Below are 12,258 nucleotides of genomic sequence, written 5' to 3' on the forward strand. Positions count from 1 at the left end.
ATTAAAGATGGACAGGGATCTAAATGGTGCGCGAGGGATTTTCCTTCGTGCATTGGTTGATACGCCTTGGTTAAGAAATTATCTTAACTTATGTATTTGTTAACAAATGTTAGCAAAAAAGTATCGGTCGTTTACTGATTACGGCTTAATTGCTCTTGCAAGGCAATTTTGACTTTCTCAAACTCGATTTCAATTTGGCCATAAATCGTTTCACTTTCACTTTGGGGTAAGAGATTTTGAGCTTGATTACAGTGACGAGCGAGGAGTTCTAATTTTTGACATTGTTCTGATAAGTTGAAAGCACCGAGAGTCCCACTAATGGATTTTAAAGAATGAGCCGCTGGTTGTAATTCCTGAGCATCCAGATTAGCAATTGCAACGGCGATCGCTTCTAACAATTCCGGGGCGGTATGAAAGTAAATCTCAATCACTTCTTCTAAAGCTTCTACTTCCCTTAAACCCTGTAACACTTTATGATCTAAAATGGGGGGGTTGGGACTGATGAGGGTTAAAGGATAGGGGGAATTTAAAACTCCATTATATGTTTTATAGTTGGTTATTTCTGAGTCTAAGGTAACGGCAAGTTCTTGAAGCGGTTGACATTTACTCAGAACTTGGATCAATTGTTCCATGCGAATGGGCTTACTAATATAGTCATCCATACCTGCATTAATACATTCATTGCGATCGCTTTCCATAGCATTTGCCGTTACCGCAATAATTCGAGGTCGCATCATTTGAGATTTTTGGGAATTTCCATATAATTTTTGAATCTGACGGGACGCTTCTAACCCATCCATTTCCGGCATTTGCATATCCATCAAAATCACATCATAGGGTTGGCGACGTAACGCCTCTAAGACTTCAAAACCGTTTCCAGCGACATCCGCCCGATATCCCATCCGTTGTAAAATTTGTAAGGCAACTTTTTGATTAACCAGATGATCTTCGGCTAATAAAATCCGTAAAGGTAATTTCTCCGCTAATAACGGAATATCCTGGGATGTTCGCAAAGTTCCTCGATTTCGACTATGTAAATAAGTTTGACTTTGAACATGAACCTCTAAAGGTTCGCCGCCTAAAATATTAATTAAAACGTTGTAAAGTTGGGATTGTTTAATCGGTTTATTCAAACAAGCCGCAATTTCAATCGATTTAGATTTCCCTAAGTTTTTCCCCCCCACAGACGTTAATAAAATTAAAGGTAAATTTTGACAGGAGGGTAACTGACGAATTTGTTTTGCTAAGGTTAATCCATCCATAGCCGCCATTTGCATTTCAATAATGGCAACATCAAACTGTTTGCGGTGTAAAAAGTCCAACGCTCTCGTCCCATTTTTAACAGTTTGACTTGACATTCCCCAAGCTTGGGTTTGTAACTTTAACATTTGGCGACTGCTGCTGTTATCATCTACAATTAATAATCGTTTTCCGGCTAATTCATGCAGGGTTGACCATTCAGAAGATAAATTAGAACAGGACTGAGCTAAAACCGTAAAATAGAACGTTGAACCTTTACAAGTTTTTTTGATTTTTTCCGTTTTATTGTCCTCCTCATCTCCGCCTTCTCCCTCTAATAAACAAAAGGAATCTAAAGATTGTTCCAGTTTAAAATTAGCTGGGGGATCTCCGGCTGTTGCGCCTTGACTTTCGACCCACATTTGCCCCCCCATGAGTTCAGCTAATCGTTTACTAATGGCTAATCCTAAACCGGTACCCCCATATTGACGATTAATTGAAGAATCTACTTGACTAAAGGACTGAAATAAACGTTCCATTCCGGTCGGAGAAATGCCAATTCCCGTATCCTGAACAGCCACTTTAATTTCATAATAAGAACAAGGAAGGGGATAATGAATTGAACTGTCTTGATGGGGGTATTTTTCTTCGTTAATCTCTTTTTCCGAGATGGAGTCATCCAGTTTTTCTGCGGTGACAGACACGACTACTTCTCCCGACTCCGTAAATTTCACCGCATTACTTAAAAGATTAACTAAAATTTGGCGTAATCTTGCCATATCCCCAATAATTTGATTAGGGGTACACGGATCAATTAAATAAACTAAATCAAGATTTTTACTCGCCGCCTTGGTTACTAATAAATCTAGGGATTCTTCAATACAAGTTCTTAAATTAAAGGGATGATTTTCTAAATCCAACTTTCCTGATTCAATTTTAGAAAAATCTAAAATATCATTAATTAAACATAATAACGCATCACTACTACTGCGAATCGTTTCTACAAAATCTTGCTGCATGGGGGTTAAGGGGGTATCCAAAAGTAACCCGGTCATCCCAATGACAGCATTCATCGGAGTCCGAATTTCATGACTCATAGTGGCTAAAAATTCACTTTTTGCCCGGGTTGCGGCTAAAGCTTGATCCCGTGCTTTTGCTAAAGCCGTTGCTGTTTCTTGACGTTCAATTTCACCCCCTATCCATTGAGCCATTAATTTTAACAAATCTCGATCCACCGCTTGAAAAGGGTCAGATAAGGGTTGAGAACTCCAAAAACAGAGGGTTCCATAAACCTCTCCTTCAACAATCACTGGAGTTCCCATATATGCTTCAATAGGGAAATTTTTATAAGCGGGACAAAAAGACAAACCAGAAAATTTAATAGATTCAAAATAAAGGGGTTGTTTTGATTGAATTGTAATTTTACAAAAGGTATCTTCTAATTTATAAATCTGTCCCTTTTGAATTGAATCATTGGGAGAAACAACGGCAATAATATGATAAAAATAGTTTTTCTCTTCCGATAGTTCTAATGCGGAGGAAGGGTCAAGTGTTACCTGGGATAAAATACCATATTCTAAACCAAATTTAGTACAGCCTAATTCTAAAATTTGTTGCAGTCGTGTTTCAAAATTTAAGTCTTGACAAGACGTAATTTGATACAGGGATCGAATCGAGGCTTCACTGTCTTGAAGTTGTTGTTCTCGTTGTTTACGTTCACTAATATCGCGGGATACCCCAATAATTTCCTGAACGCTTCCTGTGGTAGAATTACGAATGGCACTACTGGTGGTTTCAAACCAAATATAATCGCCGTTTTTATGACAAATTCGATATTCTATCGTGTAGATAACATTCTGTTGTAAAATAATTCGATAAGCTTTAACAATCACATCTAAATCATCAGGATAGATGAAATAGGGTAAGGCTTTTCCCACTAATTCTTCCGGTTCATATCCTAATAACGTCCGACAAGCGGGAGACGCATATAAAAAGACTCCTTCTGGAGAATGGCGGGTAATCATATCTGTAGAGTTTTCCGCCATGAGACGATAGCGCTGTTCACTTTCCTGTCCTTGAGATTGAGCATCTGCTAAAGCTTGTAACATTCCATTAATCGCCTCCGCCAAACTGGATAATTCATCCTCTCCATTAACATCAATTCTTAAGGCTAAATTCCCACTTTCCCCAATTTCATTAACCGCAGTATTGAGATCAGTTAGACGAGATAACACTAATTTTTCGATTAATAATAGGGTGATCCCTCCAAAAACTAACCCAACTACAAATAAAAATAATGTGAAATAAGCTAAAGTTGTTTGACCTTGTTTATAAATCGGACGATGAACTTTAACCCGTAAAAATAATTTCGGTTGACCATATAAATCCCCTACGGGAACCGATGCGATCGCCATTTCTGTATTCAAAGATTCCAGGCGAATGGCTTGGGTTGCAATAATGTCTTCCGTATAAGGTTGGGTTTGAGGAAATAATAAAAATTTATGATTTTCTGTGTCTTGAGTAATGGAGTCAACGGTTAAGGAGAGTTGAGTAATATCAGCTAATCGTTCAATTTCTGTTCCGGTCAAATACCGTCCTAAAATTAATACTCCTCGGCTTGGGCCCGATGCGGTACTGGTTAAAATCGGTCGGGCGACTACTAATAAAGGACTTTCAGGTAAAACAATAATACCTTGAATGGCAATGGGTGATAAATCTGATGGTTTGAGACTCGCTAAAAGGGGACTTTTTAAGGTAAGATGGGAAGATAGACTCGAGGGAATCGGTATTTCTTGGTGACGTTGCAAATCAAATCCTTTACTAAAAACAATTTCTCCTTGAGGATTGATTAAAATAAATAAATTCAGCCGCAGATCTGTAAAGGAGGTATCTACTAAGTTAGAAACCACATATTGATCGTTGTGAGCATCAATAAAGCGATAGGTATCATCCCATTTTGCTTGATCCTGAGCGATAATATCTAAACTATCTAAGTCATCATTAATCGCATTTAAAGCTCGCACTACATCTTGACGGACATACCGACTTTCCAGATGGCGGAAATCATGCACCAGCAACATCGATGCGGTAAGATACATAGCCACGATTAACCCAATCAGGGCTGCACCTATAATGAGCAGTGTTTTCTTTCGCAATTTCATGGCGGTGTGACCTTAGACGTGCTATTGAGCAATTAACGAGGTTGTATTTGCACCCATCCTCTAAAAACAGTGATTTTGGATCTAGGGAGATGTGGACATCAACAGTTACACCGATTTAAAGGGTTTAACGGGAGTTCCACAGATAGAATTTCTATCTTTTACTTTTATTGTATCTTGGCTTTTAGAGTCCATAGAAATGCTCTTAAAACCTGTCGGATCACTGTCTCTGTTCCGGTTCTGTACAGCAGTCAAGAGTAAAACCGTTAACCTTAAAACTGACGGTTAAGATCGAGTGTAGGGAATGAAGCCAGACCAATGAGGTTGGACAATCGCTGAATCAAATTAAGGTAAATATTTCTGGACAATCACCCACCCGGATAAAGAAACCGCAGTAAAGGCAAAAAATAAACCGATATTCAAACTAATATGAAGCGATCGCGCCCAAGGATTTTTAGGATTAATTTGGGTGGCACTCCACGCTGATCCTAACACTAAACTCACCACAATTAATCCAGCTGCCAAATGAATCGAATGGCCTAAACTGCCATAATATCCAAGGGTTCCCACTAAACCAATGGCCAGTAAAGCCAAAACTAAACACACCATCCCCCCACCGACAAAATAATGGAGGGTTCTCAGTTTCTTGGGTCGAGGTTGTTTACTTTGGCGTGAATACAGCATCCATCCCCCGGTCATCGCTAAGACGAAGTAAGCGAACACCGAACATCCCATTGACCAAGCCGCAATTTTCCACAACCACAAAAACGACGGTAAATTCATATAGCAATCCTATTTGATTTGTATCCAAAATTTGGGTTCAAAAGGGAACCGGGAACCGGGAACCGGGATAATAGTTCTGGCTGTTTCATATCAGTTTTAAATTATTACAATCTATTTGGGATTGCTATATTGCCCCCGTAGGGTGATCTATCACAGTACACACACGTTTTATTAACAGTTATGATTATTAATCTTATTAAAAAACTAGAAAATTAAAATCTGTTCCCTGTTCCCTATTCCCTGTTCCCTGTTCCCTCCTTCCAACATTAATTCAAAGAACCACTATAGGATTCTATGGCATAATCTCGAAACCGTTCTAAATCCTTTTGAATGGTAGACTCCACCACACCACCCAAAAACAAATTATCCATGAGTTGGCCTAAAATTCCAGGTATCGCATAAGAAATTGTCAATTTAACAATACTACTCCCATGTCGATCATAAAACCGAATTGCGCCTCGATTCGGCAAACCATCCACTGATTCCCATTGAATAATTTGATTAGGAATTTGTTTCAAAATTCGAGATAACCAACTAAATTCAAAATTCCCCGTTGCTAATTTCCAGCGAGATAAATCAGGATTATCCTCTAAAATTGTAACCGAATCAATCCATTTCATCCAACGCGGCATTTGTTCCAAATCTGACCATAAATTCCAAGAGATATCAATCGGAACGGGAACTTCAACTTGAACACTATGTTCTAACCAATCAGTCATAATATTGAATGATGTAATATAGAAACCGGGTTTCTGAAGGATATATGTTAATTTTATCCTAAATTACGATTAGAAACCCGGTTTCTTTAACCTGATCAATTCTTAAACAACGACAGGAGAAGGTTTAAGCGGAGGAAAGGGACTTTCTAATATCGCTTTAGCCGCTTGTCGTCCCGAAATCGTTGCCCCTTCCATACTATCAATATAATCTTGTTGTGTGTAACTTCCGGCTAAAAAGAAATTAGCAACGGGAGTTTTTTGACTCGGACGATAGGCATCCATTCCCGGCCCTTCTCGATATAAAGATTGAGCTAATTTCACCACACTATACCAAGTCATATTGAGTTCACGGGAACTGGGAAATAAATCCTGAACTTGTTTCAAAACGTGCTGGGCAATTTCTTCGTTATTTTGTTTAATAAAGGGATCACCCGGAGTTAACACTAACTGCAATAAAGATCCCTGTCCTTCTCGATAATAATCCGCCGGACTCGATAACGCTAAATCGGAAAAACAGGAGAAATCAGCATCGGCTGTATATAATAAATTATCAATGCCTGCGGCTTCTTTGAGTTGTTGACGTTTTTCAGGATCATTTAATTCCGTTACCCAACCATCAAAACGCAGTTGAACCGTGGCAACGGGAACCGCTTCTAATTTATAAATCTTGTCAAATTCTGACCATTTGCGCCAAGCCGCAGGAATCATTTTCTGCACACCCGGAACATCGCCAGCACAAACATAAGCATCTGCAACAATGGTTTCTTCCGTTTCTCCTTTGGCGACCACCATTCCAGTAACATAGGTTTTCCCGTCAATTTCCTCAAATTGCAGTTCTCGAACTCGACGGCGAGTATGAATTTTTGCCCCCCGTTGTTCTAAATAATTGACAATAGGTTTATGCAAATATTCTGCTGGAGATCCTTCCAACATTCGCAGCACAGATGCCTCTGTTTTTGCGGCAAAAAATTGAAAAATTGTTAACATACACCGAGCGGAAATATTCTCGGTATCGATAAATCCTAACGCATAAGCAATGGGGTTCCACATCCGTTTTAAACTACCTTCAGAACCCCCATGACTGCGAAACCAGTCGGCAAAACTCACCCGATCTAATTCGCGGATAATTTTCATCGCTCCTTCAAAGTCTACCAACCCGCGAACAATGGGGCTAGTTCCTAACGCAATAGCATTTTGCAGTTTATCAATTACGGAGAGTTGGGAGGTGGTAAAAAAGGCTTTTAACCCGTTAAAAGGTGCCCCGGTAATGAAGCGAAAGTCTAAACTTCCGGTCTGTCCCCCTCGGTTAATAAAAATGTGGGTATGGTCTTTTAACCGGAGGTTGTCAATAGCGCCCACCTTTCGCATCAGTTCAAATAAGTTATAGTAGCAGCCGAAAAAGACGTGCAACCCCATTTCAATATGGTTACCATCGGCATCTATCCAACTGCTGACTTTCCCCCCCACAAAGGGACGAGATTCAAAAATTTCAACGTCGTGTCCGGCATCTACGAGGTCTATTGCCGTAGTCATGCCTGCTAAACCTGCTCCTGCGATCGCAACCCGCATTTGTTAGACTGCCCTTTTCCTTAACCATTTGTTTACAGATTGTAACAAAAAGCGGGCACATTCAATCATGACTTAGGCTGGGGTGCTTCCACTTCCTTCAAATAATGCGATCGCACTGAAAACCAGAAATAGACAACCGCCAATGGCTGTAATGGTACGTTCTGATAATCTTCCGGCGATTAATTTCCCCCCTAATACCGCAATTGCCGCACAAATTGTATGTCCGACAATTCCTCCTAGGATAACTCCATAGGGATTATGAAAGGTGGCTAAGGCGATGGTGGCAATTTGAGTGCGATCGCCCCATTCGGCTGCAAAGGTTAATATAAACGATTCTAATAAAGTTCCCCATTTAGTTTTTCCGATCACAAACTTCTGATCCGCTTTTTTGACGACTTCTAAGGCTTCTTCTTGTTCATCATGACTACCCGCTTCTGGAGCCATTTTACTAGCATCATATAACAGTTTAAATCCGAACAAGGCAAACAAAACAATTTCGGCGTAGTGAATATAAATTGGCGGTAAGAACGAAAAGACCCGTCCCACAGCAACGGAAAGAACGGTCATGGTTGCTAATGCCGCGACTACCCCAGCAAACACCATTTTTCTATCATATTTTGATGATAAAATAACCGCAATAAAAAATGTTTTATCGCCCAGTTCTGAAATAGTAATGAGTAAGAGCGCGGCAGTAAAAGCTGTCAACATGATTTCAATAAGATGAAACAGGATTGATGAAAGCGGATAATCAGACTTTCATTTTTATTTTACCCTAAAACGGATTTATTTTTAAGTATTTCTATCGGTTTAATTTTGTCTTTTTCATAAATGAATCATTATAAATTCATAATGAATTCATTTTTATAAAATTACAAAAATAATATCAAATCCCTTTATAGATGCTACAGATGATCCCCTCTGTAGAGACGTTCCATGGAACGTCTCTACAGGGGAGGGGGGATTTCTATCTAAAGTCAGAAAAAATCTCACCTTTCGTTAATTTTCCGTCCCCTTGATAAAATTTATGGAACAGGATCTTCCTCTTAGTCGTAAGATCAAAAGATGGATATCAGATGTTGATTTGCTTTCCATCTGCAACTTCACTTGATCCCTGACCCATTGCGATTACCTTTTATCCTTAATTCTTATGCCATTTCCCCGTTCTAGCGGTATCCTACTGCATCCCACGTCCTTACCGAGCCCTTTTGGCGTGGGAGACATTGGCCCCGTCGCCTATCAATTTATTGATTTTCTCAGAAATAGTGCTCAACAATTGTGGCAAGTGTTACCCCTTGGCCCCACTGGATTTGGCAATTCTCCTTATTTATCCTATTCGGCTTTTGCTGGAAATCCCTTATTAATTAGTTTAGAACTCTTAAAAGAGGATGAATTATTAACCGACGAAGATTTAGCAAATCCCCCTAAATTTCCTAGCCATATTGTTAATTTTGATGCGGTTAAACCCTTTAAAGATAAACTGTTTCAAAAAGCCTGTAAAGCTTTTAAAGAAAATGCCACATCTGACCAAGAGAAAGAATTTAATCATTTTTGTTCTCGCAGCAACTATTGGTTAGATGATTATGCAATTTTCATGGCTCTCAAAGAAGCTTTGAATGGGGAAAGTTGGAATCAATGGGATGAAGATATTGCCCGACGCAAACAGGAAGCTTTACACAAATGGGGAGAAAAATTAGCTGAACCCATTTATTATCATAAATTCCTCCAGTTTCAATTTTTTAAACAATGGGGAAAACTCAAACTTTATGCGAACGAACAAGGCATACAACTGTTTGGGGATTTAGCGATTTATGTCGCCCATGATAGTGCCGATGTTTGGTCACATCCTGAAATCTTTTCCTTAGATGGAGAAACCGGAGAAGCTTCATTAATGGCGGGTGTTCCCCCGGATTATTTTAGTGCAACGGGTCAATTGTGGGGAAATCCCGTTTATAATTGGGAACGTTTACAACAAGAAGGATTCCATTGGTGGATACAACGAGTTGAATCTTTATTAGGCTATTTAGATTTAATTCGGATTGATCATTTTCGAGGTTTAGAATCCTATTGGGGGGTCGCTCAAGGAGAAACAACTGCCATTAATGGTCGCTGGATAGAGGCGCCTGGAGATGCCTTTTTTAGCTTATTAAATGAGAAATTAGGCACATTACCCATTATTGCGGAAGATTTAGGAATTATTACCCCAGAAGTCGAAGAATTGCGCGATAAATATGGTTTCCCCGGAATGAAAATCCTACATTTTGCCTTTGATTCCGGGCCAGATAATCCTTATTTACCCTATAATTATAATTCGGCGAATTGGGTTGTTTATACCGGAACCCATGATAACGATACAACCGTTGGTTGGTTTAACCGTCGTACCTTACAGGAACAAGCTAGAGTTACCCGCTATTTAGGTTGTACCTCCGACTATGGCATTCATTGGGATTTAATTCGGTTAGCCATGTCCTGTGTGGCAAATCAAGCCATTTTCCCCCTTCAGGATATTCTAGGATTAGGCAGTGAAGCTAAAATGAATATGCCCGGAGAAGCTGAAGGTAACTGGGCTTGGCGTTTTCAACCGGGAATGTTAACTGAAGAAATCGCCGAACGCCTGAAATTTTTCACGGAAACCTACGGTCGTCAACCCCGGAATCAGTAATCAGTAATCAGTAATCAGTTATCAGTAATCAGTAATCAGTAATCAGTTGACAGTTGATAGCTTTGAGTTAACCTGGGAAAACGATTAGAGTGGGATTCAAAAATTGAGTTTCCTCTGCGGTAATCACTCAGAAGTAGAAAGGTTAACCATCCACTATCACAGCCACCATTAAGAGTTAAACCTCATGGGTGACAGCTATAACAATGAACTAACAACTGTCAACTGATAACTGTCAACTGCCAACTGATAACTGATAACTGATAACTGATAACTGATTTAAGATTTAGATAAATCTTCGACTTTGAAAACGGCTTCTTCTACGCGACCGGGTTCGCCGAGACGTTTAGCTTCTCCATTATTGACTGTTACTAGAACACCTCCGGCGTTTCCAGCCACAACAACAACTTTATCTTTGGCTTTCCAACTGCGTTGAGTTCCTCCTTCTAACATTCCTTCAAATTCGGTTTTACCATCGACTTCAATTAAAACCCAGGATTGATCTTTAACAACAATTCCCACTTCTACAGCCTTTTCATCTGTCGCTGTAACAGAGGGTTTTGTTTCCGATACTTTCTCAACAGGTTTTACCGTTGATGGAGTTGTAGAAGGAGAAGCAGATACTAAACGACTGGTGGGTTGAGTCGGAGTTTGAACTACCGCCTGACGGAGTTGAGGATTAGTTTCCGTTGGATTTGTAGCAGCCTGTTCACCCGATACACCTGCAAAATTAGCGGTTTTATTTAGATAAGAAACCCCATTAATGGCACAAATAATTAAGAGGATATAAGTTAGGTAAAGATGGGTAGGTCTTAATTGAGGCAGACTTAAGAAACTAAGTTTAGATTTTACTCCCATTTGCGGAGGTTCAGGAAGAAAAAAGTTTGCGAGTTCTTCTCCATTCAAACCTAAAGCATCAGCATAGCGACGAATTAACCCTTGAGTATAAACCGGCTCGGGTAGCTGCTCCATCCTACCTTCTTCTAAAGATTGTAATAAATGAGAACGAATTCGGGTGTAAGCCGCCACCATATCTAAAGATAAAGAATGAGCCAAACGAGTGTCGCGTAGTTGTTCTCCGATTTCTAATAATCGTTGAACCAATTCAGAGTCACAGGAATTAAACGTTTGGCGAGGATTTTTAGTGACTTTAAACGGTAAGACAAATAAATCAGTTTTCATAATCATTTACTCCTTGTTTTCTACAGGGTGAATGGGCACACTAACCAATGGTGAGGAAGTGGGATTTCGTAAAAACTCAATTTCAGATGCACTCAGAGCACGATACTGACCTTCTGGTAATGCAGGCTGTTCAGGGGGGTGGAGTTGAATTGAACCAATAGCAGTCCGGTGTAGTTTAACAACGGGATAGCCCAATTGCTCCGCCACTCGGCGAATTTGCCGATTTCTACCCTCGTATAAAATCACTTCTAATAATGCCTTATGGCCTGGAATTTGTTGGATACACCGGACTTGAGCAGGGAGGGTTTTTCTTCCTGCTAACATGACACCCTGACGCCAAGCCTGTAATGCTGAATCCGGTGGATTTCCAGCAACCCAGACTTGATAAGTTTTAGGAATAAAATGACGAGGATGAGTTAAACGAAATGTTAATTCTCCATCGTTGGTCAGCAATAATGCTCCTGTAGAATCTATATCCAACCGCCCAACCGGATGAATGCCTTCACCCACCCGCAGTTTACGGGGAAGTAGATCCAAAACGGAAGGTCGTCCGTTCGGGTCTAAACAAGTAGATACAACTCCTAAAGGTTTATTGAGCAGTAAATAGATGGGCACGGGTCGCCTTGACGGATGAATGGGTTTCCCATCTACCTCAATATCATCATGGTTTGGATCGGCTTTTTGTCCCAAATGAGCAATATTGCCATTGACTCGCACCCGTCCTGCTTGGATCAGTTCTTCCGCATGACGCCGCGAGGCAATACCCCATTGAGCCATAATTTTTTGTAGCCTTTCATCCATGCTGATTTGTGAACGTCGTACAAGGCAATAAAGGTGATAAAACCACGCTCAATTGTGCCACAAGTCTAAAGACTATGTACAAATATTACAGTAATCCGCAATTAATCCTACTATTAATCTGAGTTCGCTGTGAAATAATGGGGATGCAAGA

General features: G+C 40.0%; 8 protein-coding genes. 1 reads left to right on the plus strand and 7 read right to left on the minus strand.

Annotated features, from left to right (window positions below; all coding sequences use genetic code 11):
• Positions 1–131: 131 nt before the first annotated feature.
• The 5 genes from H6G57_RS21875 to H6G57_RS21895 all read right to left on the minus strand — a co-directional run bounded on the left by H6G57_RS21875 (position 132) and on the right by H6G57_RS21895 (position 8,176).
• On the minus strand, positions 132–4,400 hold the full coding sequence (locus H6G57_RS21875; protein WP_190522464.1) for a response regulator: 4,269 nt from the start codon (positions 4,398–4,400) through the stop codon (positions 132–134).
• Positions 4,401–4,742: 342 nt separating this feature from the next.
• Complete coding sequence (locus tag H6G57_RS21880) at positions 4,743–5,180, minus strand: DUF4079 domain-containing protein (RefSeq protein WP_190522466.1); 438 nt, start codon at positions 5,178–5,180, stop codon at positions 4,743–4,745.
• A gap of 266 nt (positions 5,181–5,446) precedes the next feature.
• The gene (locus tag H6G57_RS21885) at positions 5,447–5,899 is read right to left on the minus strand and encodes an SRPBCC family protein (RefSeq protein ID WP_190522467.1); all 453 of its coding nucleotides are present in this window, start codon (positions 5,897–5,899) and stop codon (positions 5,447–5,449) included.
• A 102-nt stretch (positions 5,900–6,001) separates the two neighbouring features.
• Positions 6,002–7,468, minus strand: a complete 1,467-nt coding sequence (gene zds, locus H6G57_RS21890) for a 9,9'-di-cis-zeta-carotene desaturase (RefSeq protein WP_190522469.1) — start codon at positions 7,466–7,468, stop codon at positions 6,002–6,004.
• A 72-nt stretch (positions 7,469–7,540) separates the two neighbouring features.
• Positions 7,541–8,176 (minus strand): TMEM165/GDT1 family protein, encoded by a 636-nt coding sequence (locus H6G57_RS21895; RefSeq protein WP_190522471.1) that lies wholly within the window; start codon positions 8,174–8,176, stop codon positions 7,541–7,543.
• A gap of 439 nt (positions 8,177–8,615) precedes the next feature.
• On the opposite strand from H6G57_RS21895, the gene malQ reads away from it, so the two are divergent.
• On the plus strand, positions 8,616–10,127 hold the full coding sequence (gene malQ / locus H6G57_RS21900; RefSeq protein WP_190522473.1) for a 4-alpha-glucanotransferase: 1,512 nt from the start codon (positions 8,616–8,618) through the stop codon (positions 10,125–10,127).
• A gap of 276 nt (positions 10,128–10,403) precedes the next feature.
• On the opposite strand, the gene H6G57_RS21905 is transcribed toward malQ, so the two are convergent.
• Together H6G57_RS21905 and H6G57_RS21910 are read right to left on the minus strand one after the other, a co-directional pair.
• Entirely contained in the window at positions 10,404–11,306 is a 903-nt protein-coding gene (locus H6G57_RS21905) for a RodZ family helix-turn-helix domain-containing protein (protein WP_190522475.1), read from the minus strand.
• Positions 11,307–11,312: 6 nt separating this feature from the next.
• Entirely contained in the window at positions 11,313–12,107 is a 795-nt protein-coding gene (locus H6G57_RS21910) for a pseudouridine synthase (protein WP_190522477.1), read from the minus strand.
• Between the last annotated feature and the right edge of the window lie 151 nt (positions 12,108–12,258).

Origin of the sequence: Planktothrix sp. FACHB-1365 (assembly GCF_014697575.1) — a bacterium.
GTDB lineage: Bacteria > Cyanobacteriota > Cyanobacteriia > Cyanobacteriales > Microcoleaceae > Planktothrix.

Coding starts and splice junctions, on each gene's coding strand:
- H6G57_RS21875 (WP_190522464.1), bottom strand. CDS start 4,400: ATGAAATTGCGAAAGAAAACACTGCTCATTATAGGTGCAGCCCTGATT.
- H6G57_RS21880 (WP_190522466.1), bottom strand. CDS start 5,180: ATGAATTTACCGTCGTTTTTGTGGTTGTGGAAAATTGCGGCTTGGTCA.
- H6G57_RS21885 (WP_190522467.1), bottom strand. CDS start 5,899: ATGACTGATTGGTTAGAACATAGTGTTCAAGTTGAAGTTCCCGTTCCG.
- zds (WP_190522469.1), bottom strand. CDS start 7,468: ATGCGGGTTGCGATCGCAGGAGCAGGTTTAGCAGGCATGACTACGGCA.
- H6G57_RS21895 (WP_190522471.1), bottom strand. CDS start 8,176: ATGTTGACAGCTTTTACTGCCGCGCTCTTACTCATTACTATTTCAGAA.
- malQ (WP_190522473.1), top strand. CDS start 8,616: ATGCCATTTCCCCGTTCTAGCGGTATCCTACTGCATCCCACGTCCTTA.
- H6G57_RS21905 (WP_190522475.1), bottom strand. CDS start 11,306: ATGAAAACTGATTTATTTGTCTTACCGTTTAAAGTCACTAAAAATCCT.
- H6G57_RS21910 (WP_190522477.1), bottom strand. CDS start 12,107: ATGGATGAAAGGCTACAAAAAATTATGGCTCAATGGGGTATTGCCTCG.